The organism is Cytobacillus solani (genome assembly GCF_006704205.1).
GTDB lineage: Bacteria > Bacillota > Bacilli > Bacillales > Cytobacillaceae > Cytobacillus > Cytobacillus solani.
The window spans coordinates 3,520,727-3,544,849 of the sequence record NZ_CP041305.1 but is presented as its reverse complement, the minus strand read 5'-3'; the positions used below and the strand labels follow the sequence as shown (position 1 = coordinate 3,544,849).

22 protein-coding genes and 1 other annotated feature are annotated in these 24,123 nt (G+C 37.4%); of the genes, 5 read left to right on the top strand and 17 right to left on the bottom strand.

Annotation, left to right across the window (positions count from 1 at the left end; translation table 11 throughout):
- Positions 1 to 44 precede the first annotated feature (44 nt).
- Complete coding sequence (gene tagU / locus FI644_RS17700; protein WP_053476901.1) at positions 45 to 974, top strand: polyisoprenyl-teichoic acid--peptidoglycan teichoic acid transferase TagU; 930 nt, start codon at positions 45 to 47, stop codon at positions 972 to 974.
- 368 nt (positions 975 to 1,342) lie between these two features.
- Positions 1,343 to 2,173 carry a pyrroline-5-carboxylate reductase gene (gene proC / locus FI644_RS17695; RefSeq protein WP_053476902.1) on the top strand — a complete coding sequence of 277 codons (831 nt, stop codon included), beginning with the start codon at positions 1,343 to 1,345 and terminating at the stop codon, positions 2,171 to 2,173.
- Positions 2,174 to 2,396: 223 nt separating this feature from the next.
- On the opposite strand, the gene FI644_RS17690 is transcribed toward proC, so the two are convergent.
- Positions 2,397 to 2,786: a hypothetical protein gene (locus FI644_RS17690; protein ID WP_142108675.1), complete on the bottom strand. Its 390-nt coding sequence runs from the start codon at positions 2,784 to 2,786 to the stop codon at positions 2,397 to 2,399.
- A gap of 592 nt (positions 2,787 to 3,378) precedes the next feature.
- Between FI644_RS17690 and FI644_RS17685 the strand changes: the two genes are divergently transcribed.
- Together FI644_RS17685 and namA are read left to right on the top strand one after the other, a co-directional pair.
- Complete coding sequence (locus tag FI644_RS17685) at positions 3,379 to 4,515, top strand: glycosyltransferase family 2 protein (protein ID WP_053476904.1); 1,137 nt, start codon at positions 3,379 to 3,381, stop codon at positions 4,513 to 4,515.
- Positions 4,516 to 4,584: 69 nt separating this feature from the next.
- Positions 4,585 to 5,607, top strand: coding sequence for an NADPH dehydrogenase NamA (namA, locus tag FI644_RS17680; RefSeq protein ID WP_053476905.1), 1,023 nt, complete (start codon positions 4,585 to 4,587; stop codon positions 5,605 to 5,607).
- Between the two features lie 42 nt (positions 5,608 to 5,649).
- Here namA and FI644_RS17675 read toward each other — a convergent pair whose 3' ends face one another.
- Both FI644_RS17675 and rnz read right to left on the bottom strand, forming a co-directional pair.
- Complete coding sequence (locus FI644_RS17675) at positions 5,650 to 6,990, bottom strand: sodium-dependent transporter (protein WP_053476906.1); 1,341 nt, start codon at positions 6,988 to 6,990, stop codon at positions 5,650 to 5,652.
- Between the two features lie 85 nt (positions 6,991 to 7,075).
- Positions 7,076 to 7,294 (bottom strand) — a binding site (T-box leader).
- A gap of 72 nt (positions 7,295 to 7,366) precedes the next feature.
- Entirely contained in the window at positions 7,367 to 8,299 is a 933-nt protein-coding gene (gene rnz / locus FI644_RS17670; protein WP_053476907.1) for a ribonuclease Z, read from the bottom strand.
- Between the two features lie 233 nt (positions 8,300 to 8,532).
- On the opposite strand from rnz, the gene zwf reads away from it, so the two are divergent.
- Positions 8,533 to 10,002 carry a glucose-6-phosphate dehydrogenase gene (zwf, locus tag FI644_RS17665; protein ID WP_053477585.1) on the top strand — a complete coding sequence of 490 codons (1,470 nt, stop codon included), beginning with the start codon at positions 8,533 to 8,535 and terminating at the stop codon, positions 10,000 to 10,002.
- Between the two features lie 67 nt (positions 10,003 to 10,069).
- On the opposite strand, the gene FI644_RS17660 is transcribed toward zwf, so the two are convergent.
- From FI644_RS17660 to cpaB, 14 genes are all read right to left on the bottom strand, one after another.
- Positions 10,070 to 10,924, bottom strand: a complete 855-nt coding sequence (locus FI644_RS17660) for a hypothetical protein (RefSeq protein ID WP_053476908.1) — start codon at positions 10,922 to 10,924, stop codon at positions 10,070 to 10,072.
- A 504-nt stretch (positions 10,925 to 11,428) separates the two neighbouring features.
- Positions 11,429 to 12,898, bottom strand: a complete 1,470-nt coding sequence (locus FI644_RS17655) for a vWA domain-containing protein (RefSeq protein WP_053476910.1) — start codon at positions 12,896 to 12,898, stop codon at positions 11,429 to 11,431.
- Positions 12,899 to 12,954: 56 nt separating this feature from the next.
- Positions 12,955 to 13,677: a hypothetical protein gene (locus FI644_RS17650; RefSeq protein WP_053476911.1), complete on the bottom strand. Its 723-nt coding sequence runs from the start codon at positions 13,675 to 13,677 to the stop codon at positions 12,955 to 12,957.
- A gap of 15 nt (positions 13,678 to 13,692) precedes the next feature.
- Positions 13,693 to 14,547: a hypothetical protein gene (locus FI644_RS17645; RefSeq protein ID WP_053476912.1), complete on the bottom strand. Its 855-nt coding sequence runs from the start codon at positions 14,545 to 14,547 to the stop codon at positions 13,693 to 13,695.
- 9 nt (positions 14,548 to 14,556) lie between these two features.
- Positions 14,557 to 15,927 carry a hypothetical protein gene (locus FI644_RS17640; protein ID WP_053476913.1) on the bottom strand — a complete coding sequence of 457 codons (1,371 nt, stop codon included), beginning with the start codon at positions 15,925 to 15,927 and terminating at the stop codon, positions 14,557 to 14,559.
- 47 nt (positions 15,928 to 15,974) lie between these two features.
- Positions 15,975 to 16,667 carry a TadE/TadG family type IV pilus assembly protein gene (locus tag FI644_RS17635; RefSeq protein ID WP_142108674.1) on the bottom strand — a complete coding sequence of 231 codons (693 nt, stop codon included), beginning with the start codon at positions 16,665 to 16,667 and terminating at the stop codon, positions 15,975 to 15,977.
- Positions 16,668 to 17,060, bottom strand: a complete 393-nt coding sequence (locus FI644_RS17630) for a TadE family protein (protein WP_053476915.1) — start codon at positions 17,058 to 17,060, stop codon at positions 16,668 to 16,670. It lies immediately after the preceding gene.
- Between the two features lie 17 nt (positions 17,061 to 17,077).
- Positions 17,078 to 18,472, bottom strand: a complete 1,395-nt coding sequence (locus FI644_RS17625; RefSeq protein WP_053476916.1) for a vWA domain-containing protein — start codon at positions 18,470 to 18,472, stop codon at positions 17,078 to 17,080.
- A gap of 35 nt (positions 18,473 to 18,507) precedes the next feature.
- The gene (locus tag FI644_RS17620) at positions 18,508 to 18,750 is read right to left on the bottom strand and encodes a hypothetical protein (RefSeq protein WP_053476917.1); all 243 of its coding nucleotides are present in this window, start codon (positions 18,748 to 18,750) and stop codon (positions 18,508 to 18,510) included.
- Positions 18,751 to 18,850: 100 nt separating this feature from the next.
- Entirely contained in the window at positions 18,851 to 19,789 is a 939-nt protein-coding gene (locus FI644_RS17615) for a type II secretion system F family protein (RefSeq protein ID WP_142108673.1), read from the bottom strand.
- Positions 19,790 to 19,794: 5 nt separating this feature from the next.
- Positions 19,795 to 20,721 carry a type II secretion system F family protein gene (locus FI644_RS17610; protein WP_053476919.1) on the bottom strand — a complete coding sequence of 309 codons (927 nt, stop codon included), beginning with the start codon at positions 20,719 to 20,721 and terminating at the stop codon, positions 19,795 to 19,797.
- 13 nt (positions 20,722 to 20,734) lie between these two features.
- Entirely contained in the window at positions 20,735 to 22,057 is a 1,323-nt protein-coding gene (locus FI644_RS17605) for a TadA family conjugal transfer-associated ATPase (RefSeq protein WP_053476920.1), read from the bottom strand.
- Between the two features lie 22 nt (positions 22,058 to 22,079).
- Positions 22,080 to 23,240 (bottom strand): CpaE/TadZ family protein, encoded by a 1,161-nt coding sequence (locus tag FI644_RS17600; RefSeq protein ID WP_053476921.1) that lies wholly within the window; start codon positions 23,238 to 23,240, stop codon positions 22,080 to 22,082.
- 26 nt (positions 23,241 to 23,266) lie between these two features.
- Positions 23,267 to 24,049, bottom strand: a complete 783-nt coding sequence (gene cpaB / locus FI644_RS17595; RefSeq protein WP_075209180.1) for a Flp pilus assembly protein CpaB — start codon at positions 24,047 to 24,049, stop codon at positions 23,267 to 23,269.
- Positions 24,050 to 24,123: the final 74 nt, after the last annotated feature.

The window sequence follows — 24,123 nt, the reverse complement described above, 5'->3', positions numbered from 1 at the left end:
TCTTTTAATTAATATAGATCTACCCTTTAATGGAGGACAAGGAAATGAGATCTGATTCCAAAAGAAAAAAAAGAACCTGGCTCCGCGTAACTGGGATTGTCATTTTATTTATGCTAATCTGTACCGGAGTATACGGATATTCAGTATATAAATCATTGACAGATGCAGTTGACACCATGCATCAGCCCATTGAAAGAGAATTATCTGAAAAAAGAATGGAAGAGGTGACTTTTGAAAAGAAAGAACCGTTCTCTGTTCTAATGCTTGGGGTTGATGAGCGCAAAGGTGATCGTGGACGTTCTGATACGATGATTGTCTTAACAGTAAACCCAAATCAAAATACCATCAAAATGCTCAGCATTCCACGGGATACGAGAACAGAAATTGTTGGTCATGGATCAGAAGATAAAATTAATCATGCCTATGCATTTGGCGGAATTGAAATGTCGATGGCAACCGTAGAGGATTTCTTGGATATTCCCATTGATTACTACTTGCAAATTAATATGGAGGGCTTCAAGGATATCGTCGATTCTGTTGGTGGTGTAACCGTAAACAATGATTTAGACTTTACTGTTGATGGGAACCATTTTCCTAAAGGCGAAATCACTTTAAATGGAAAAGAAGCGTTAATGTTTTCACGTATGAGATACGAGGATGCGAGAGGTGATTTTGGACGCCAGCTAAGACAGAGAGAAGTAATCCAGGCGGTGATTAAAAAAGGAGCAAGCCTTTCATCCTTAACAAATTATCAGAAGATTTTTAGTGCGTTAGGAAAAAACATTAAGACAAACCTTATTTTCAACGAAATGGTCGATATCCAAAAAAATTACCGTAATGCTGCAAAAACGGTAGAACCAATGTCTATTGCCGGTGATGGAAAATTAATCAAAGATATTTATTATTTTATTGTGCCTGACGAAGAAAAACAGAGGGTTCAAGATGAATTAAGGGAGCATTTGGAGTTACAATAACAAAAGATCATTTTCTGTTTATTTAAACAATTAACTCTTGACAACTATGCTTGTCCCCCTTCATAATCACTATTAATATCTTTAGAATGGAAATAGCGATGAGTAAGGCCAGTAAATGGAAAAAGACGTAAGAGAGTGAAGCTCGACAGGCTGAAAGGCTTCACCGTCCACTTGACCATTGAACCTACCTTATGAGCGGTTAGGCAAACCTAAACGTGTTTTCCGGCGTTAACGGAGTCGAGATGCCTTTTTCGGTTAGATGAAAAAGGTAATTGAAGGTGGTACCGCGAATAGCTTAGTCCTTTCGTCCTTTACAGGATGGAAGGACTTTTTTGTTTACACATTCATTCACACTGGAGGAATATGAAATGGAAAAATTAGCAGTCGTTGGCGCAGGCTCTATGGCGGAGGCTTTAATAGCCGGCATTGTAAAAAATAAGCTAATGGATAGCAGGCGAATATGGGTTACAAACAAGACAGATCATGAAAAATTAATATCCTTACAAAATCAATATGATGTGCAAACGACCTATAATTTAAATGAACTTTTTCAAAATGCCAGCATTGTTATATTAGCAATGAAACCAAAGGATGCAGCTGAGGCAATAGAGCATATTAAGAAGTACTTAACAGAGGAAATGCTAATTATTTCGGTATTAGCTGGCGTATCGATGAACAGTGTTGAAATGCTTGCCGGACAATCATTAGCCATTGTAAGGGCCATGCCAAATACATCAGCAGCTGTCGGAAAATCAGCTACTGCCCTTGCGATCAATCAGAAAGTATCAGCTGAACAGATGACGCTTGTGTCAAACATGTTTGCAACGGTTGGTGTAACAGCAATCGTTGAAGAAGAGCAGCTTGATGCCGTGACAGGTTTGTCGGGAAGTGGCCCAGCCTATATTTACTATCTGGCAGAAGCAATGGAAAAAAGTGCAGTCGACGTCGGTCTCGAGAAAGAAATCGCAAAAGAATTCATTGTACAAACATTACTGGGAGCGGCAGAAATGCTATCAAAGTCAGCAAAAGAACCCAAGCAGCTTCGGAAGGAAGTAACAAGTCCTGGCGGCACAACAGAAGCGGGACTGAAAGTCTTGGAAAACTATCGCGTACAGCATGCATTTATCGATTGTATAAAAGAAGCAACTGCCCAATCAAAGCGCCTTGGCGAAGATATCTCTGCAGGAATGAACGTATAGCTGGTTAATTGCAATTAGCTGATTTTATTTGCTAGATCCGCTTTATTTTTGCGAAATGCTCATTTTATTTGCAATACCAACCTTATTTTTGCGAAATGCTCTTCTTATTTGCTATATCTACCTTATTTTTGCAAATAGCTCATTTTATTTGCAATATCAACCTTATTTTTGTGAAATACTCATTTTATTTGCAAGATCTACCTTATTTTTGCAAAGCACAAATTTAGTGTTTTTGCTTATACACTCTACCTTTTTTCGTACCAGTAAAGGGAAGGTTCATTTTTGTTAAGAGACGGCTAGCAATATATGGTGAGGTTAAATGGAGAAATTCACATAGCTTTTTATTCGTAATCGTTGTATTTATTATAAGAAAATAATCATTAATTGCTTGAATATGTGCATCTTTATTTTTCGCTTTGCATGATGGACAATACCAAGTCCCATGTATTCGTTCCATACCAAACACTTCACATTCTTTGCACTGAACACCAGTAATAACATCCGTTTCGGGTATTTTAAAATAGGCTAAGGCATCAAAAGACTCTGGAACATGCCTATTTATTAAGGTTTTGATTACTTTTTTTAATTCATAAGAGGACAATTGCTCCTTCATAAATTGCTTACTAATTTTAACGATCTTTTCTACTATCTCTTGTGGTCGCACAACCTTTTGATGTGCTTCATAATGATGGGGATCTGATTTAATAATTGTTGAGGGATTGCTAATGGTGATTAAACATTCTGAAGGTAAATGAACTTTTAGCTCTTTTAGCCAGTTTGTAAATTCACTTTGCTACCTCTTCGCTTGGAGAATCGGGCCAGCAGTTCTTTTCCCTTGTTCAGTTTCAATTATGGGACGTTTCACATGGCTTTTGGGAAGCCGCCTTAATAATGCCTCATTTTTGAGCACTCTCACCGGCTTAACACGTTCCATTACAATCAATTAGATCACACCTTTCGTAATGTCAAGAATATATTCAATCTAGTTGGCAAAAATTCCTTCTGTAAATTAGTTTATTAGCAAATTGTTTTTATATATTTGCGAAATATGACATAATTTTTGCAAGATCCCGATTACTAACCTTTTTAAATTTTTTTTTTCGGTATTCTTTGTTTATTTGCAAACCAAATAATTTATTTGTGAAAATCAAGTTAAATTTGCAAAACGCCAATTTTTTATACAAATTTCTTAAGGAAGTGTCTCCATGCTAACCGCTCTGCTTTTTTTAAGCTTGTTTGTTTGGCTGGCGATTCTATTTGATGCCAGTGCAGGCTTTAGAAAATTAGAACGGCTGGAAGATGAAGCGGAACAAATAAATGGACCGCTGCTTTCAATTATTGTTGCAGCTCGGAATGAAGAAGAGAACATCGAAAGCAGCATCATCAGCCAGCTGAAACAAAACTATAAAAACATTGAATGGGTCTTAGTGAATGATCGATCTACTGACAAAACTGGAAAGATAATGGACCAATTGCGGGAAACTGACAAACGAATAAAAATCATTCATATTCAGGAGCTCCCTAAAGGCTGGCTTGGGAAAAATTATGCGCTTTATACAGGTACAAAAGAAGCCGCCGGAGAGCTCTTATTATTTACGGATGCAGATGTTCAATTCCAAGAACAAACCATTGGCAAGGCAATCAGCTATTTTACAAACAATAAACTTGATCACTTAACTGCCGCTCCAAATCTATATGGAAGAAGCATCATGCTCCAATCCTTTATTGCCTTTTTCATGTTTGGCTTTTCTTACTATAAGCGTCCGTGGATGGCAAATAGACCGACTTCGAAAACGGGAATGGGCATCGGTGCTTTCAATATGCTAACAAAAAAGGCATATCATGCTTTCGGAACGCATGAAGCGATTAAAATGCGCCCGGACGATGATTTAATGCTCGGGAAGAAAATGAAGGAAATGGGGCATCATCAGCGAATGGTGACTGCAATGGAATTACTTGAGGTAGAGTGGTATAGAAGCTTAAAAGAAGCATTAATTGGCCTTGAGAAAAATACGTTTGCCGGTCTCCATTATCGGATCAGTATGGTTCTATTCGCGATAGCCGGTGTGTTCCTTTCACAAGTTCTTCCTTTCTTCACATTGTTTTCCCAAGACCATATTGCTTTAAGTGCAGCCAATATCCTTCTGCTAGCTATTGTTTACACATTGATCATAAAGCGGATGACGGCCTTCTCCCCGCTCCCCTTTCTCTTATTTCCAATAACAGCACTTGTCTTTATTTATTCAATTATCCGTGCGAGCTTCTTGACATTTAAAAGAGGCGGCATCATATGGAGGGGAACAAAGTACCGTCTGAGTGAATTGCGTGAAAAGAGAAGCTAGTTCTTTTTCATTTTAAGAAACGATTGTTATACTAGAGAAAAGCTACATATATAAGAGGAGGTTTTTCGAATGGAAGCAAAGCTTTTTACCCCTTTTACGATTAAGAATACGACGATTAAAAACCGGATTGTCATGGCACCGATGTGCATGTACTCGTGCCCGAACGAGGATGGCATGGTAGAGAATTGGCATAAAACACATTATACGAGCAGAGCAGTCGGTCAAGTAGGACTGATTATTTTAGAAGCAACTGCTGTCACTCCACAAGGACGGATTTCCCCAAATGACTTAGGGATTTGGAGCGATGACCACATTGCTGGGTTAAAGGAACTCACTGATTTAATGAAGGAACATGGAGCAGCAACCGGCATTCAGCTTGCCCATGCTGGCCGAAAAGCAGTGCTTGAGGGTGAAATCCTTGCACCATCCGCTCTAGCATTCAATGAAAAAATGAAACAGCCAAAAGAAATGACGATTGAAGAAATACAAGAAACAATTGAAGCATTCAAGCAAGGAGCAGAAAGAGCACAAAAAGCAGGCTTTGATATCATCGAAATTCACGGGGCCCATGGCTATCTAATTAATGAATTCCTATCCCCTCTTTCTAACCAGCGGACAGACGAATACGGTGGATCTCCTGAAAATCGTTATCGTTTCCTTCGTGAAATCATTGAGGCAATTAAAACTGTATGGGATGGGCCATTATTTGTTCGAGTTTCTGCACATGATTATCATGAAAAAGGCTTAACTGCTGAAGATTATGTACGATTTGGGAAATGGATGAAAGAACAAGGAATCGATCTTATTGATGTTAGCTCTGGCGCAGTAGTCCCAGCTAGGATTCACACGTACCCTGGCTATCAGGTAAAGTTCTCCGAAAAAATTAAAGAGGAGGCTGGTATCCCTACTGGTGCGGTAGGCTTAATTACAGCACCGCTGCATGCAGAAGAGATTCTGCAAAATGAACGTGCCGACTTAATTTTCCTTGCTCGTGAGCTTCTGCGTGACCCATACTGGCCGCGCACAGCAGCGAAAGAGCTTGGTGTCAACATTGATTCGCCGAAGCAATATGAACGCGGATGGCTTGTATAGGTAAAAAGGGATGGACACTTATATGTCCATCCCTTTTATTGTTTAAATAAGACCTACTGCATCAAGGAACACAATAATAATGACAAGAGGAACGACATATCTCATCAGGAAGAACCACACTGTAAAAATTAAGTTCAAACTTTTTTTCCCTTGAATCAGTTCACTTCTTAAAAGATCCTTCTTCATTTTATATGATACGAAAATAGAGATGAGCAACGCGCCAATCGGCATCAAAATATTACTAACTAGAAAATCAGCACTGTCAAAAATACTTTTACCAAAAATAGAGATTTCAGATAATGTGCTGAAGGATAGAGCAGAAGGAATTCCGACTAGGAAAATCGCTGCACCAATTAGCCAAGCCATTCGGCCTCTTCCTTTTCCCTTGTTAGACATCAATGCTGCCACGACAATTTCAAGCATCGAAAAAGCGGATGTGAGCGTAGCAAATAAAAATAAGGAAAGGAATAGCAATAAAAATACTTTTCCAAAAACAATTTGATCAAAAACAGATGGCAGAACAATAAATAACAATCCAGGTCCACCTTCAGGTTCATACCCTAATGAAAACACAGCTGGAAAAATTGCCAATCCAGCTAAGATAGAAATGAATAGATTCATCGCCACAATGGATAGCGCTGGCTGCAGGAGACTTTCCTTTTTGGATAAATACGAGCTATACGTGACCATCACAGAAACCCCTACACTCAATGAGAAGAATGATTGTCCCATCGCATAAAGCACACTTTCAGAAGTTAAGCTTGAAAAATCAGGCTTTAAAAAGAACGTAACTCCAGCCATTGCCCCCTCTAATGTTAAGGAACGGACAATTAGAACGATAAATAATAAGAACAAAGCGGGCATCATGATTTTGCTAATTTGTTCAATTCCTTGCTGCACACCTCTTGCAACAACAACAATAGTGATAATTAAAAAGATTGCTTGGAAAATAATAACTTCAAGAGGATTTCCAACTGATTGATTAAAAAATGCTACATAGCCATCAGCTTCGGCAGGCATTCCCCCCGTAACACTTGCAAATAAATATTTAATAATCCAGCCGCCAATTACACTATAAAATGACAGAAGCAGGAAACATGTAAATACCCCTATATAACCGATCCAATGCCATCTTGATTTCGGGGCAATCGTCTTGTATGCAGAAATCGCCTCTTTTCCTGTACTGCGCCCAACAATAAACTCACCTAGTAAAAGCGGAAACCCGATAAGCAAGGAAAAAATTAAGAATAAAAGAATAAATGCACCGCCCCCGCTATTCCCTGTTACATATGGAAGCTTCCAAATTGCTCCAAGTCCAATTGCTGAACCGGCAGAAGCTAATATAAAGCCAATTTTTGAAGACCATTGTTCATTTTGCATCATTTGCTCCCCCTCTAGTTTCAATTAAGATTGAATCGTTCAGAAATTGGCCGATTTCTTACTAAAAACAAAAAAGTCACAGCTATCTAAAAGGGACGTGATTTGATTCACGCGGTACCACCCTTTTTGAAAGCATGTGACTTTCCACTTGACATGTTAACGGATTCTTCCGTTCTTCCTGCATAATACATGCAGCAAGAAAAAGCTCCAAGCTGAAATTCATCTTACCTTTGTATCAGTTTTCACCAACCACTGACTCTCTATAACAGGGAAATAAGACTTAATAGATACTCTTCATAGCTTTATAAATATAATGTTTAGGTTTAAATGAGATTATAGTATGCATTTTTAGTCAAGTCAATAAAATTATCGGAAAAATTCAATTTCCTTTACAAATTGGCAATGATATTTCCTTAAAATCCTCTGAAATAACTGTATTCTGGAAAATCTTTCTTGCCTCTTCCTCAAGATGATTCCAATCAGTACGATCATACCTTGAGCTAATATGAGTTAAGCACAGCTTTTTCACACCTGCCTCTTTGGCGACCTGTGCGGCTTGAACAGTTGTTGAGTGAAAGTAATCATATGCGAGCTTTTCTTCTCCATTCGAGAATGTTGCTTCATGAACAAGCAAATCCGCCTCTTGGGCTAAATAGGCGGCTGCCTCACAAATTCTCGTATCCCCAAGAATCGTTATGATTCGTCCCTTTTGCGAAGGTCCTAAAAAAGCTCCAGGCTCAATTACATTTCCATTTTCAAGCTTTACTGCCTCTCCATTTTTTATTTTTTTATAAAGCGGTCCTGGCTTTACTCCTGCTTCCATAAGCTTATCTGCGAGCAATGTACCAGGTCTGTCCTTTTCGCTCACTCGAAAGCCATACGAAGGAATCCCATGTTCAAGAAGCCTTGCTTCTACTGTAAATTCTTCATCCTCAAAAATAATTCCTTCCTTGATTTCTACTATTTTCAGCGGATATTTCAAATAGGTCTGGCTAACAGATAGTGAGATGTCAACAAATTCCTTTATCCCCTTTGGTCCATACAAAACAACCTCTGATTCTCCTCCTTGAAACGATCTGCTTGATAATAGTCCTGGAAGCCCATAAATATGATCCCCATGCAAATGGGTAATGAAAATTTTTTCTATTCTGCGCGGCTTAATCGATGTATGTAAAATTTGATGCTGGGTTGCTTCTCCACAGTCAAAAAGCCAGATGGCTCCCCGCTCTTCTAGCAATTTCAACGCAATTGAAGTAACATTTCGCAGTTTAGCGGGCATTCCCGCACCTGTGCCTAAAAAAAAGACTTCCATACATAACTCCCCTTTAAAGCTTTAAAAATAAATTCGTGCTATATTGAATGTACTTACTATACCATATAATCTTTAATTAAAAACATTTGGATAGGAAGGATGTATTCGCGAAAAACTATATTTGCGAGATATTTATGATGAAAAACATCCTTTATTCTTTTATAATTAAAGAATTCTTGTTGAAAAGAGGTTCAAGAAACGTGATACATACTGAAAAACCAACTGCATTAATTATGATATTTGGCGCAACAGGAGATTTAGCTAAGAGAAAATTATTCCCATCACTTTATCGATTGTATCAAAAAGGCAAGCTATCTGAACGATTTGCAGTAGTAGGTGTTGCAAGACGTGCACTCTCAAATGAAGAATTTCAGTTAAGTGTAAAGGAATCGATTGAGGCAGCATCTGATAAAAACGGAAATCATGATGAGTTTATTTCCCACTTTCACTATCATTCACATGATGTTACAGATTCAAGTTCCTATCTATCCTTAAAACAAATGGCATCAGATTTAGATAGTCACTATGGATTAGGGGGAAATCGGATCTTTTATTTAGCAATGGCTCCTGAGTTTTTTGGGACAATTGCTGAGCATTTAAAGGCAGATGGATTGACAGATGTAGCAGGCTTTAAGCGGCTTGTCATTGAAAAGCCTTTTGGCCATGATGTAGAATCCGCGAAGCAGCTGAATAAACAAATCAGAAATGCGTTTTCAGAAGATGAGATTTACCGAATTGACCACTACTTAGGAAAAGAAATGGTACAAAATATTGAAGTGATCCGTTTTGCAAATGCGATTTTTGAACCGCTATGGAATAATCGCTACATTTCTAATATCCAGTTGACATCAAGTGAAGTGCTTGGAGTAGAGGAACGAGGCCGCTACTATGAAACAAGCGGTGCTCTCCGAGACATGGTCCAAAACCATATGCTGCAAATGGTCGCCCTCCTCGCGATGGAACCTCCTATTCGCCTGACAACAGAAGAAATTAGATCTGAGAAAGTAAAAGTACTTCGTGCAATGAGGCCGTTAGAAGGCGATGCCGTCAATGAGCATTTTGTCCGCGGTCAATATGGCAAAGGGAAAATAGACGAAGAAGAAGTGCCAGCCTATCGCGATGAGCCGATGGTGGACCCTTCTTCTAATACCGAAACATTTGTCGCTGGAAAGCTCTTAATTGATAATTTCCGCTGGGCAGGCGTACCAATCTATATCCGTACAGGAAAAAGAATGGAAACAAAGTCAACTAAAATTGTTATCCAATTTAAAGATATTCCGATGAACTTGTACTATCAATCTGAGCAAACACTAAATCCAAATTTACTCGTTATCCACATTCAGCCGGGCGAAGGAATTTCGCTCTATTTGAATGCTAAAAAGAGCGGACAAAATGTGGAGGCTACACCTGTAAAGTTAAACTTTGCCAATAAAGGGATTGATGGAATCAATACGCCAGAAGCATATGAAAAGCTATTATTTGACTGCATGCGCGGAGACGCAACAAACTTTACCCATTGGGACGAAGTGGCCCTTTCTTGGAGCTTCGTCGATAAAATATCTGAGGTTTGGGAGTCGGAAAAAGCGGAAAACTTCCCGAACTATGAATCCGGAACGATGGGACCAAGAGAAGCAGATCAATTATTAGAAAAAGATGGATTCTTCTGGTGGCCCGTGACCGATTTAAATGTGGATAATTGCTAAATAAAAATAAGAACCCTTTTCAAATTGAATGAAAGGGGTTCTTATTTTTATATGTACTATACCTGCATTATAATGGATTTCGAATGATAGGGACTATTTTTTCTTCAAATGCCTTCAACCCGCTTTTTGACATTTTTTCATCAAACGATTGTTCTAAATTTGCTGGATTTAGCTGTACATTAACTTCCATAAACCCATCATCAAATTCCTGCATTGTCCTTTTTAACGAACCATTATTTGATTGCATCGCTGCCTTCAATAGTTCATTTATTTTTTTACGGTCAGCAAAAGGAATAGTAGAAGATCCCTCGCTTAAAACATTGATAATTTGCTGGTAATCATTCATCATATCAAATTCATTGAGACCATACTCATACATCATGGCATTATACTTAACACTTTCTTCTTTCATTGCCTTTAAGATTTCATCATCAAAATATCCATGTTCTCTCGTAGCAAAACGCTGCAAATGGCCTAATTTGTTAATAAACTCCTCAATTCGCGTACTGTTTCCTAACGCATGTGTTGTGTATTGAATGACCTTTTCAACAGATGATTCCAATTTGGGATGCTTACTAACTAAATTTGTTTTATATTTTGATAATAAGGATACTACTTCTTTGTACGGAGTCATATTTTTCCGCATTTGCGGAACCATTTCCTGCATTGCCCCATGGATCATCGTATTAAATCTAATTAAAGAAAAAGCTGAAGCTTTTGCCTGTACAAAGGGAACAATATGCCCTTTGCAGTCTAGGATCAAATAGCCTGTTATTCCTTTAAGGACCTGCTCATATAAAGTTAAAAAATAATAATCTTTTCCATCAAAATAGGCAAAATCCCACATATCCCATTTTTCAAATATTTTTTTGTATTGTTTGATATTTTTTTCGTGTAGTTTGGTAGGCTTTGTGTCTATCAATACTGCAACTCACCCCCTTAAATAACAAAACAAACATTTACATGCCTTTATCATCTTTTACGTTTGGGCTGCAGTTTAGTTTCTAGGTATAAATCCCTATTTAAACAATAGACTAAAGGCTTACTTCCGAAAAACACATCCATTCTAGAAGTCCTCTTCAAAAGGTATGCAAAAATAAAATGGAAAGCTTTGTAAAGATTTTTTACTCCACTTTCCGTTTTTCCACATATATACGTCCTTGTTCTTAACTTCCCTACAATAAAATAGTCTTCTTGTTTCATAAATTATCCCTTTAATCTGAAGATGAAATTGATTCTGCTACACTATTTGAACGATTTGATTAAAGGCTTACCTCTATCAAGAATTTTGGAAATTTAATAAGCCGATAGAGATATAACTATCAGCTTAGAGTACTCCATATTACCTTTTTAAAGTGAATGATAGGAGTGCTTGTTTTTATTAATCCTATCTTGCTATTGGTCATGCAGCTAGATTGGCAATGTCTTACTTCTCCCTATTTTTTAGCCGCTCGACATTTTCATTAAATAGCTTATCAATTTCTTCTTTAACTTCCTCGTATTTTTTATCTTTTAGCACCCAAAGACCGTCTCTTAAATCTGCACTTAGTTTTAATATCTTCCTAGATTGGTCATTTGCTTTTTCTTTTATCATCTCAGCGGATTTCTTATTGATTTGACCGCTTTTATGTAGATCATCTGTAACATCCATAATGTTCATTCTTTGCTGTTTATTCTTTTCCAGCCATATCGTTGAAGCATTAAAGATGTTATCCCATTGATGATTATTTTCATCCTCTAATTGCTTAACAGCATCTGCAACCCATTCTTCCCATTTTTGAGCGATTTCTTTTGAACGGTCGAATTCTTCTGATAGCCCTTCTTGGTTTAAAACCGTTGTATATGTTCCTTTTGCAGCATCTGCAATCTCTTTTAATTGTCTTTGCCCTTCACTATCCACATTGAAGCCAATAATATTAACGATAGGCGTAATATTTGAATCTGCTAGTTCCTTCGCTTCCTTTACAGGGTCACCTTCACACGTTTCAACCCCATCACTTACTAAATAAATAATATTCGTATGATTTTCGCCATTAAAATCCTTTAAGTCATTTTTGGCTTCTTCAATAGCCTTAGCAAGTGGCGTCCATCCGGAAGGTTTAAATTTCCTTAACGCTGAATTTAAACTAGATGCACTATATTTCTTTAACGGGTAAACAAGTTCATTGCTCGAGCATGAAAGCTTTTTATCTTGATTTGAGCCGCTTCCTTTATGTCCATAAACGCGAAGAGCCACATGTGCATCTTTCGGCAAGTCTGCAGTAAATTCTTTTATTGCCTCTTTGGCCATATCCATCATAGGCTTGCCGTCAATTTTTTTTGCCATGCTGCCACTGGCATCTAATATGATTTCCACATTCAAATGCTCTTTAAAGCGATACCGGTCATCCTCTAAATCCGGTCTTCCAAATAGGATTGTATTTAATTCTTTTAAAATTTCATTTGGACCTGGATAGTTCTCATGAAACAAAGAATAGGCTAATCGCCAATAAGCTTCGATTTCTTCCTCTGCAGGCTGACTTTGTTTCCCATCTGAATCTTCGATAATAGGAAGCTTTTCAAAGTGTTCTAATATATATTGCTTTTCTTCTTTATTTAACTCGCGGTAACTCCTTCCCGAAAAGCCCCCAACTGGGTAGTTGACGATCTCATCGACCTTTTCTAATGTTGATGGAAGATTAGCCAATATTTCATCTGCATTCAATTGCTGCTTCGGTTGCAGACCCTCTTCTGCATCCTTCTCTGATTCTTCTATTTCTTCTTGATTACTTTCGGGCTGTACAGATGCTTCCTTCGGCTGATTTCCCGAGAAAGCCATACTGAATAAAAATGCTGAGATAATAGAAACAAATACAATTAATAGGATAATATAGTGCTTCTTCGTCAGTTTTATCATAAAATGTCAAGCTCCTTTTGTCTCAGCATTTTTCCCTTTAACATTTGACACTCATTTTACATTCTAGCTTTAATGATGGAATTCGTTTCGAGTTCAACCGTGTTTTCTTCCTTAATATCAATAAATAAATTTGTAACAAGGATAATTTGGAATGGCAAAATAAACATTTGTAAAATAATTTTTGTAAATAGAAATACGAAATACACATCCGTATAGATAGAAATAAAGAGGAATAAAACATTTTCAAATAATAACTGAATGGCCGTTACTGCTCCAATGATTACAAATGTAATTAAAACGCGCTTTTTCACTAAGCTGACAGACTTTCGAATGGCTACTTTATATGACTTAACACCATCCGCAATAAAATATGGAACAAAATAAAAAAGAAGTAAAACAATTAACCCCGGAATGACAAAAAGCAGTCCCCCAAGAAATACCAATAATGAATACAAGCAAGCAAAAACATATAAAGAAATCATTCTATCCAGTGAAAACCCTAGAGATTTTCGAAATATGGATTCCTCATCTTCATGATCCAGTATGGTTAGCTTAATAAACGGAACTTGGGCAATAGTTAGAAAAACGAGCATGAATATCCCATTGGCTGCATCCCCGATCACACCAGGATATTCCATAAAACGCGATTCATTATAAATATAGTTAACTATGATCGTATGCAAAAATAATAAGGGGACATACGTCAATAATGACATACAAATAAGTGGAACAAATTTACTTGAATACAAGTATAATGAGTTAGACAAAATTCTTTTCATGTACTTTACCTGCCATTATGATGGATTTCGAATGATAGGGACTATTTTTTCTTCAAATGCCTTCAATCCGCTTTTCAACATTTTTTCATTAAACGATTGCTCTAAATTTGCTGGATTTAGAAGTACATTGACCTCCTTAAATCCATCATCAAATTCCTGCATTGTCCTTTTTAACGAACCATTATTTGATTGCATTGCTGCCTTCAATAATTCATTTATTTTTTTACGGTCAGTAAAAGGAATAGTAGAAGATCCCTCGCTTAAAGCATTGATTATTTGCTGGTAATCATTCATCATATCAAATTCATTGAGACCATACTCATACATCATGGCATTATACTTAACACTTTCTTCTTTCATTGCCTTTAAGATTTCTTCATCAAAATATCCATGTTCTCTCGTAGCAAAACGCTGCAAATGGCCTAATTTGTTAATAAACTCCTCAATTCGCGTACTGTTTCCTAACGCATGTGTTGTGTATTGAATGACCTTTTCAACAGATGATTCCAATTTGGGATGCTTACTAACTAAATTTGTTTTATATTTTGATAACAAGGATACTACTTCTTTATACGGAGTCATATTTTTCCGCATTTGCGGAACCATTTCCTGCATTGCCCCATGGATCATCGTATTAAATCTAATTAAAGAAAGAGCTGGGGATTTTGCCTGTACAAAGGGAACAATATTCCCTTTGTAGTCTAGGATCAAATAGCCTGTTATTCCTTTAAGGACCTGCTCATATAAAGTTAAAAAATAATAATCTTTTCCATCAAAATAGGCAAAATCCCACATATCCCATTTTTCAAAGACTTTTTTATACTGTTTGATATTTTTTTCGTGCAGTTTTGTAGGCTTTGTGTCGATCAATGCTGCAACTCACCCCTTAAATAATGACTTAAACCATTTTCCTACCTTCTTAGCCTTTTTCACTATATCTTTTCCAATTTCTTTACGGTTTTTCCAAAGTTTTCTACCTGCGGCTACGGCAGTTATTGCTGTACCTACAACAACCATTCCTGCGGCAATAGGCTGTGCACCTGGAATCATTGCAACAAATGGGGCAGCGCCAGTTATTAGACTTCCGGTATTTTCTGCTATATCCCATTTAGCATCCGTCTTTTCTTCAGCCGTTTTGGCATTATTTAGTTTCTTAACGTTACCGACGGTGTCATATATCGTTAATGGCATCGTAATAGCTGAAACTATTGCATTTCCAGTTGAGAAGGATTTACCAGCCTCATATAAATCTTGAGAATGTCTAGCATACTCTAGTAAATCTCCAGCTTTTCTTAGGTTATCAACATCTTTTACTTCTTTAAAAATTTTGTACTTATCATAAACTTCTTTAGAGTTTTTTACTAGATCAATTCCATCATACAATCCATCAAGTGTGGGATCTCCTTTTGTAAATACCTTAAACCCGGAGAACCCCATTGAACCCTTGCTTTTAAGAAAGTCTTGTAGAGTAATGTCTCCTTTTCTTAGACTCTGGTCTACTAGATTAATCGTCCCTCCAGCAATATCCTTTACAATATAATCAATACTATCTTTAACTTTAGGATCTTTGAAATCAAAGAATGGGCCATCTAGGTCATCCCCTGACTTATCATTATTATTCTTATTTTCCGTATTAGAGTCATTTTGATTATCTGTCTGATCATTCGATTGTGGATTATTATCATCTGGTGGGTTTGGGGAGTTTGGGTCACCCGGATTATTTGGCTTTGTTCCATCTGGAGAAGTAGGATCATTTATATTGTTGTTTTGGCCGGGTGTTGGGTTCGAATTAGAGTTTCCCCCATTAGGGTCATTCCAGTTTGGATCTTGCCAATTAGGCTGGTTTTCCCATCCAGGCTGAGTTTCCCATCCAGGCGAATTCCAATTTGGCTGGTTTTCCCACCCAGGCTGAGTTTCCCATCCAGGTGAATTCCAATTTGGCTGATTCTCCCAACCAGGCGAACTCCAATCTGGTGATGTTTTCCATGATGGTTCGGTATTCCAACCAGGATTCTGCCAGTTTGGCTGCGTTTTCCATGTGGGCTGTGTATTCCAGCCAGGAGATTTCCACTGTGGAGTCTCCCATTTAGGCGCGGTTTTCCATGTGGGCTCGTTATTCCACGATGGAGAAGTCGTCCATGTGTTCGATTCACCCCATGCTGACGCATATAAAATAAATGGACCCGTGTTGAGAAACAACAATGCTGCTGTTGCTATGATCGCAAAAACGATCCTTAATCGTTTAATCATATCTCCTCTCCTTTCTTGCAGATTTATTTATTGCCTAAAATTTCTTATCACGGAAATGTGTATTCCGATTTGAACGTGCCGAAACCGCTTAAAAACTCAAATTTTAACCCTTCACCTTTTTGCTTGATGAGCCTTTTATCTTCGGGAAACAAGCTATCATATTTAATAGCCTTATATTTGGTTGCTGTCTCTACTTCAACCCTTTTATTCTTGTTAAAAATAACTACTGTTGTTCCAGAAAGCACACCATTGTTGTCATTAATATTTTTTTCAACAGCATTATGGACTCTGCTAACTGCAGTACTCAGTTCACTGGTTACATACCCTTGCAATGCACTACTAGTAATCCCTGGAGATTCTAATTCTGCCTTTATCACATTATTTATGGCATTGTGGTTAATCTCTATTGTTGATAAATCTCTCCCGGAGCTGCTTAGCTTTACTTTTTCTTCACCAAGCTTTTTTAGGATTGAATTTGCAGCATATAAGTCTAACCTCTCAATACTTAGATAGTAATTATACTGAAATTGGTCATACTGCTCGATCGCTGTGTTTAAACCCGCCAAAATTTCCCCCGATGCTGCTAAACTTGCCTGTTCAGCATTATTGGATGCCTTTTCCTTAATAATAAAGACATTGGCAAAGCTCCCAATAATGACAAACATTAACACAAGCATCGTCATCGAGCCAAGCATAATAATCATCGTATTCCCTTTTTCATTTGCAATAAATCTCTTCACTTACTCCACCGTCCTGCCATTTATTGACTTATCAAAAGTTAATGGCGGAAGGATTCCAAGAAAATCTTTAGGCAAAAACTTTAGCGACATATCAACAGTAACTGTCGCCTTGAAATCTCTTGAGCTCAAGTTTTGAATATTTACATTTCCATTTAGCTTTAATATACCTTTAGCATTTTGAACAATTTTCTCCGCTGCAGCATTAGCTTCCATACGGTCTTTTGTTACAGAGTAGTTTTTTGCGGCTTCGTTTGCGGCTGACTGAGTGATAATAACAGCATATCCAGCTACAAGAAATTGCCAAAGGATCATCATTAAAAGTAAGACAAGGGGCACCATTGAAATAAATTCAATGATTGCCGACCCTCGTTCATTTTTAAGTAATTTCTTCATTTACTTATCAAGTCCCCCTACTCTTTTTTTCCTGGAGAGACGTTTTGGTTATATATTTCTTTAATTTCTTTTAAAGATGAGGCTAAATTCTCATCTCTTGCATCAATGAGCGTATTCTTCATTTCTTCAACTGACTCAAAATGCTCCTTGTAGAATTCTTTTGCCATGTTATACATTTTTAATTCCTGCTCTTTTTCAATTTTCCCCTTTGTATGCAAGCTTTGCAGTGAAAATTGAACTAAATATTTCTCTTTGAAAATATTATTTTTCCATGAGTTTGATAGCTTATAAATTGCCGACTGTTGACTAATTGCTAAATCATAAGTGGCTGACTTTTCCTTCTGATACCACGTCATCCATTTATTTGCATCAGCCGAAGCCTTATTAAATTGACTTTTTAATTGCTCATGATTGCGAACATTTACGTATGTTCCACCAGCTGCTTCTGCTACGTCCATTAATTGCTGCTCGTCTTTACTGCCTAAATCAAATCCAATGATATTAACAACTGGTGAAATCTCAGATGCCTTTAAGCTTTTTGCAGCAGCAATTGGATCGCCATCACATGTTTCTACTCCATCACTTACTAAGTAAATAATATTTCGATGGTTTTCACCTTTGAATTGAGCTAGATCTTGCTGGGCTTCAAGTAATGATTGGGCAAGCGGTGTCCAGCCCGAAGGATTAAATTTTCCTAATGCCTCTTTCAGTCCCGAGTCACTGTACGGCTGAATAGGGTAGACTAATTCATTTGCAGCACAGGACATGGCTTTATCCGCGTCAGAACCCGTTCCTTTATGGCCATAAACACGCAAACCAACATTTGCCTCTTCAGGTAAGGTTGAGGCAAATTCTTGAATAGCCTCCTTGGCAATCTCCATCATAGACTTAGAGCCAATCGTTTTCTTCATACTTCCACTGGCATCCAGTATGATTTCCACATTGAATGTCTCCGTCTTCTCTTCTTCAGAAATTCCCTCCGATTCTGGTGTTGTCGCAATACTTAACGAATCAATAATAACCTTTGGGTCATCATAATCCATCTTGAAAAGAGAGTATACATAAGCCAATAAATTAGATAGTTCTTCATCATTAGCTGTTTCAGAAAGAGGAGGGATTACGTCTAACGCTTCTTGAACCGCTTCATCTTTTACCTTGGTATCCTTGGATGCGAATAATCCAACGGGATAGGAAACTACTTCTTCAAGATTGCTAGGCATTTCAGGAACGTCAATATGAAACGGTATTTCTTCAGGCTCTGCTGTCGTTTCCTCGGAAGCAGGTTTCTCTTCCTCTACCTTAACAACCTCTTTTTCTTTTACTTTATCAACCGTTTCCTGTTTATCTTGGCACCCAGCCAAAAAGATAAAGCAAAAAAATATAATAGCTGCAGGAGTAAATAGTCTAAGCATGAACTCCCTCCTTTCAAAGTTGTTTCATACCGTAATCAGCTGTTTATACCCTCGATCATTTCCTTTAATTTAGTTATGATTACTTCAGAAAGATCCCCGCCACTCGTCTTCATCGCTGTAGCTAATGCGAACATCAAGGCAATAATAACCGCCGCTAAGCCAACCCACTCAATAGTTGAAACACCCTTCTCATTTGCTACTCTTCCTTTAAGACCAAAGTACATAGACGTTAAGCTGTTATTCACTTTTTCTCTAATTTCAATCAATTTCTTCTTCATTTTCTTCCTCCTCAATATGTTTAATTCCAATCTTAAATCATAACAACAAAGTCATCGTTTCTTCTAACCTTTGAAACACCACCCCTTTCAAAGAGTCTTTTTACGTTGAAAATAGATTAATAATACTGTCTTCCCCATAGATCATATTGAGAATGATCAAACCTAAAATCATTAACATAATCAGTGGTGCGATAAGAAATGACGTAATGAGTGTCACCTTCGGAGAAGCTTTTGCAGATTTTTCCTTCACTTGCTCTAGGCTTATCCTTCTCATTTCATTCGCTTGATTTTGAAACGTTGTAGCAACGGGCACACCTAATCTTGATCCTTGAATTAAAGATTTAATGACATTTTGAAAATCCTGATTATCGTTTCGATTCAGCATTTCCAAATATGCTTTTTCTCTCGGAACACCAAGTTCTATTTCTTGAATAAACCTTGAAAACTCTTCCTGAATTGGCCCGATATAATAACTGATTACTTCCTTTATTGCTCCATCTAATCCAGATCCTGCCTGCAAACTTATACTTACCGTATCAAGGAAGTCCGGCAAATCTCGTCGGAGCTGCTCCTGACGCTTTTTCGCCTTTCCCCTTACTAAGAAAATAGGGATAAAAAATCCAATAAACGGAAGTGTAACAAAAAGAACATTTGCAAAAGGAAAGCCCAAAATGAAGAGAAAAGTTCCAATAATAAACCCAAGGATGACGCAAACAATTTTAAATCCCTGGAAGCGGGCTACCGTTAGTCCATATGGCTTCCCTGCCTTCGTCAGCAAGACTTCAACATCAGGTGATTCACTATAAAAATTAATTCTCTCTCCAATTGCTGAAAAATCATCAGCATAACGGGATAGAAACATAATCATTCTGTCGAATAATGATCTTTTCTTTTCCCTTATCATTGCTTGAGTTAGAGCAACTTCATTTAAGTGCACTTTAAGTGTTTCCTTGCTTTTGGAATAACTATATAAATTCAAAAAGCTTAGCACTAAGAACAACCAAAATAATAAAATTGCTGAAAGTATTACTCCGTCCATATCGTCTACACCCTTATATTTGTGACAGCTCTAACCAATATGAAAGATATGACCATTCCGATTAAGAAAACCGTTGTTAATATGGCACCCGGAATGGTAAATATCAAATCAATAAAACCATCCATCATTGAATTCAGCATTAAAATTAAAAATATCGGCATTGCCGGTAAAATATATGAAATAAAGCGCTGTTCAGCTGTTGCTGTTTTAATCGTCTGCCTTAAAATTTTTCGTTCTTCTAATGTTTTGGCCATTTCCTCCAAAACCTTTGTTAAGTTTCCGCCTGATTTCTTCTGTATTAATAAAGCAGCAATAAATAATTTAAATTCTTTTGTCGGCACTCTTTTTTCAATTTCCTTTAAGGCCCTTTCAAAGTCTACGCCGAGACGTAAATTATGGGCTAGATCTTTAAATTCATCTCTTGCTGGAAATCCGACCTCTGCAGCAACAACTTCAATTCCCTGATTAATCGTCATTCCGGCTTTTGTACTATTTCCCAGCAATCGGCAAACTTCTGAAAGCTGATTATTTAGCTTTTCAATATACTTGTTTCTTCTTCCTAGAAATAAAAGCCAGTAAGATACTAAAGTTATGACGGCTGCTATGATAATGCTAATCTTAAACTTCAAGGAAAATAGCCACATAAAGATAATGACCATGACAAAGCAATAAAATAGCAAAATAGCAAAAAACTCGGAAGGAAGGATTAATATATTCGCATACAATAATTTAATCTTGAATTTCTTTGCGAATGGGGTTTGATCAAAGCGATCACCTAGCTTTGAAATAAAGCTGCTTCTACCATTCTCTTTCTTAAACATATTTTCATACTTTTTTGTTATTTCCCGTTTCTCTTTTCTATAGCCGAGCAATTGATAAATTCCCCAAATAAAAAACAAGACAGAAATACCGAATATAGAGGCAATTTCCAAAATGTCCCCCCCTCTATTTACTTTCAAAAAGATTTTCTGGTAGAGTAATGCCGAACATTTTTATCCTTTCTAAACATCTCGGTACTACTCCAGTAGGTGCAAAATACCCTTCAACTTCTCCCGTTTTCTTCATCCCAATTCTTCTGAATGCGAAAATTTCCTTAATGACAATTTCTCCATTGTCTTCCCTATGAATCTCACAAATGGATGTTAACTTTCTCGTTCCATCCGTTAGCCTTTCTCCTTGAACGATAATATCCAACGCACCAACAATATACTCACGGATGATATGTGTAGGTAAATCCATTCCCGCCATGACAACCATCCCCTCTACACGCCTTAATGCATCAAATGGAGTATTGGCATGGACGGTTGTAATTGACCCTTCATGTCCAGTATTCATTGCTTGAAGCATATCAAACGCTTCCGCACCACGTACCTCTCCGACGATAATTCTGTCAGGACGCATCCTCAACGAGTTTTTCACTAAATGTCGAATGGTAATTTCACCTGAGCCCTCAACGTTAGGAGGTCTTGCTTCCAAACCAACAACATTCTGTTTATCAAGACGCAGCTCCGCGGAATCCTCAATCGTTACGATTCTCTCCCCATTTGGAATGGAGTTGCCCATTACATTTAACAAAGTTGTCTTTCCGCTTCCAGTACCGCCTGATATCAAAATATTTAATTTTGCCCTTACAACAGCATCTAAAAATATCGACATTTCATTATTTAATGATTCAAAATTAAGCAAATCAGTCATTTGAAATGGTTCTTTTCGAAACTTCCTGATGGAAACAACTGGACCAATTAAGCTAATTGGCGGTATAACGGCATTTACACGGCTTCCATCTGGTAATCTAGCATCTACCATCGGTGAACTTTCATCTATTCGCCGGCCGATAGGGGCAACAATTCGATCGATGACATGCCGCACATGATTGTCATCCTTAAACGCAACGGGAGCAAGCTGCAGCTTACCAAGCTTCTCAATATAAATTTCCTTATGGCCATTGATTAAAATCTCTGTGATCGTTGGATCATCGAGCAGCGGCTCTAGCGGCCCGTAGCCTACCGATTCATCAATAATTCTTGTCAATAGCTCTTCTTTATCAAGTCTAGGGATGACAACTTTTTCTTCACTCATAAATTGGCTAATTAGTTGTTCAATTCTTAATCTCATTTCGCCTTGAGGAAGACTTGTTAACAGTTCTAAGTTCGCTTCACGCAAAATTCTCGTTTTGTAATGATCGACTAGTTCACTAATATATTGATTTTCATAATTTCCTTTATGTTCTTCTTTTAACTTGATCGTTCTTCTTTCAAATAATGACATCTGTCATCAATCCTTTTAAGAGTTATTCCACCATTTGAACAACCCATTTTCTAACACCTTTTGCAAATGGGATTAATTTCTTTTCATTAGCTTCCTTTCTAAAGGGCACGCTTTTATTAATATGTGCCTGCACTCCTTTAAAATCACGAGGAAACTTAGCAGCAATTGGGTAAGTAATGATATTCTTTACATCACTCGGTTTAATCTCATTTTCTTTTCCCACTTGGTTAATGAGGATTTCCATTCTGCTCTCGGTTTCAATTCCTAGCCTTTGAAATAGCCCCTCCACTTGTTTTAAAGTGTTAATAGAAGGGGTATCTAAATTTAATATGTAAAAAATCTTGTCGGATTCTTCAAGAGCTGCATAGGAATGAATATTCATGGCCACAGGCAAATCCACTATGACAAAGTCATAGCTTCTCCTGCAAGTTCTTAATAGTCTTGCAATGAACCCTTCTGGCAAATGCTCAGCTATTTCTGCATCGCGCGGACTTAGCAGCACTTCTAATTTGGATAGCTTCTCCACTTGGGATACATTTCGAATATGGCTTTCGTTTAGTTCATCAATAACCGGCATTAGATCGGCAAAGGAACGGTTAGAAGTGATTGAAAGAAAAGCCTCTGCACCACCATAGTGTAAATTTAAATCGATGAAGATTACTTGAGCGGTCGATTCAAACTTTAAAGTTTGTGCAAAAGCACTAGATATTAACGTTTTGCCTGATCCGCCTTTTCCACTATAAAACGAATATATTTTTCCCCTGCCTCTTTTAAAGGACTGGCTTGCAACGGCGGTTTCCATTAATTGTTTTTTTCGTTGATAGACCATTTGAATAATGCTATCCATTCGGCCATACAGCATCGCATTTTCATCAGGCAATACGAAGAAATCTTTAATGCCTGCTCTCATTACGCTTTTTAATACATCAAAATTTTGCGAGAATGCGATAAAAACCACTAGAGCCATCGGATTAACTGCATGGATATATTCAATGGCATCTGCAGAGGATTCATCGTCAGATTCAATTAAAAATATTAAATCTGGAGCTAATCGATCCAGCTCAGTCTTCAAATCACGATAAGAGATTAAATCAACTTTTTCGAAGCTATTTAATACACCCCTTAAATGATTTTTCGATTGTTCTTGATCACCAACAAGTAATATTTTTATCTCAGCACTCATTTGTACCCTCCAAATTAAGTTCGGTTCTATTTTTTATTATTTACGTTTTCAGCCCCGTTTTCAGTTGTTTCAACTTTTTCTTTATTTTGCTCCTGCGGTGGTGCGACTGGAGTTACTGGGGCCTTTTGAGTTTCTGCACTTTCTTCTTTTTTCTCCTGCTCGGCTTCCGGCTTATCGGTCTCTGTATTCATTTGGAGTCCTTTTCCAACATTCGCCTTTAGTATTCGAATGGAATCCGCGTAATTTTGCATATGGATAATTTTCGGCGCATCTTCGGCTGGAACTTCAACAGCTACTCCAGAAAAGTTTTTCTCGCTTTTAGAGACGGCAGCAACTAAAACATCCTTCATAAAGATTTCAGTAACGGGCTTCCCGTCAAAATTATGTGATACTACAATATCAACACGATCAAGTCCTTCTAATTCTTCATCAAAACGTATCCGATCTGATTGGAGCATCGTTACTAATCTATTATTTTCATCTGTTGCATTTGAGACAGGTTTTAACATCGATTTCGTGATAATATCTCCCTCAACTAATGGAACAACTAAAACCTTATCAATCAAATCCTCAACATTTGTCACATGTGAATTATTCACATAGCGATTTGGAATTTCCTCCTGTATAACATGGGTAGGCTGAAGTAAAGATCGTGATGGGATATCAGTTGCTGCCACGTATATTTTGGTCATCCCCCCTAATTCACTATTTAATTCTTTAATTTTTTGCAGAAAAAATAGTCCAGCAATAAACGCCAATATTAAAGAGATTGATAAGAAAATAATGGCTCTTCTCTTTGATTCCAACATAATTTGTTACCTCTCTTAGCGATTCACTTTTTGTAGTATGAAATATACATTCTTAATTTTTTTTTGCCTTTAAT

What these genes read in the sequence shown, in the direction of transcription:
- rnz (WP_053476907.1), bottom strand. Translation starts at nt 8,299, where the DNA reads ATGGAAGTCTTTTTTTTAGGCACAGGTGCGGGAATGCCCGCTAAACTG.
- tagU (WP_053476901.1), top strand. Translation starts at nt 45, where the DNA reads ATGAGATCTGATTCCAAAAGAAAAAAAAGAACCTGGCTCCGCGTAACT.
- FI644_RS17650 (WP_053476911.1), bottom strand. Translation starts at nt 13,677, where the DNA reads ATGAAAAGAATTTTGTCTAACTCATTATACTTGTATTCAAGTAAATTT.
- FI644_RS17685 (WP_053476904.1), top strand. Translation starts at nt 3,379, where the DNA reads ATGCTAACCGCTCTGCTTTTTTTAAGCTTGTTTGTTTGGCTGGCGATT.
- FI644_RS17600 (WP_053476921.1), bottom strand. Translation starts at nt 23,240, where the DNA reads ATGAGTGCTGAGATAAAAATATTACTTGTTGGTGATCAAGAACAATCG.
- FI644_RS17615 (WP_142108673.1), bottom strand. Translation starts at nt 19,789, where the DNA reads ATGGACGGAGTAATACTTTCAGCAATTTTATTATTTTGGTTGTTCTTA.
- proC (WP_053476902.1), top strand. Translation starts at nt 1,343, where the DNA reads ATGGAAAAATTAGCAGTCGTTGGCGCAGGCTCTATGGCGGAGGCTTTA.
- FI644_RS17655 (WP_053476910.1), bottom strand. Translation starts at nt 12,898, where the DNA reads ATGATAAAACTGACGAAGAAGCACTATATTATCCTATTAATTGTATTT.
- FI644_RS17630 (WP_053476915.1), bottom strand. Translation starts at nt 17,060, where the DNA reads ATGAAGAAATTACTTAAAAATGAACGAGGGTCGGCAATCATTGAATTT.
- FI644_RS17625 (WP_053476916.1), bottom strand. Translation starts at nt 18,472, where the DNA reads ATGCTTAGACTATTTACTCCTGCAGCTATTATATTTTTTTGCTTTATC.
- FI644_RS17605 (WP_053476920.1), bottom strand. Translation starts at nt 22,057, where the DNA reads ATGTCATTATTTGAAAGAAGAACGATCAAGTTAAAAGAAGAACATAAA.
- zwf (WP_053477585.1), top strand. Translation starts at nt 8,533, where the DNA reads ATGATATTTGGCGCAACAGGAGATTTAGCTAAGAGAAAATTATTCCCA.
- FI644_RS17675 (WP_053476906.1), bottom strand. Translation starts at nt 6,990, where the DNA reads ATGATGCAAAATGAACAATGGTCTTCAAAAATTGGCTTTATATTAGCT.
- cpaB (WP_075209180.1), bottom strand. Translation starts at nt 24,049, where the DNA reads ATGTTGGAATCAAAGAGAAGAGCCATTATTTTCTTATCAATCTCTTTA.
- FI644_RS17640 (WP_053476913.1), bottom strand. Translation starts at nt 15,927, where the DNA reads ATGATTAAACGATTAAGGATCGTTTTTGCGATCATAGCAACAGCAGCA.
- FI644_RS17690 (WP_142108675.1), bottom strand. Translation starts at nt 2,786, where the DNA reads ATGAAGGAGCAATTGTCCTCTTATGAATTAAAAAAAGTAATCAAAACC.
- namA (WP_053476905.1), top strand. Translation starts at nt 4,585, where the DNA reads ATGGAAGCAAAGCTTTTTACCCCTTTTACGATTAAGAATACGACGATT.
- FI644_RS17620 (WP_053476917.1), bottom strand. Translation starts at nt 18,750, where the DNA reads ATGAAGAAGAAATTGATTGAAATTAGAGAAAAAGTGAATAACAGCTTA.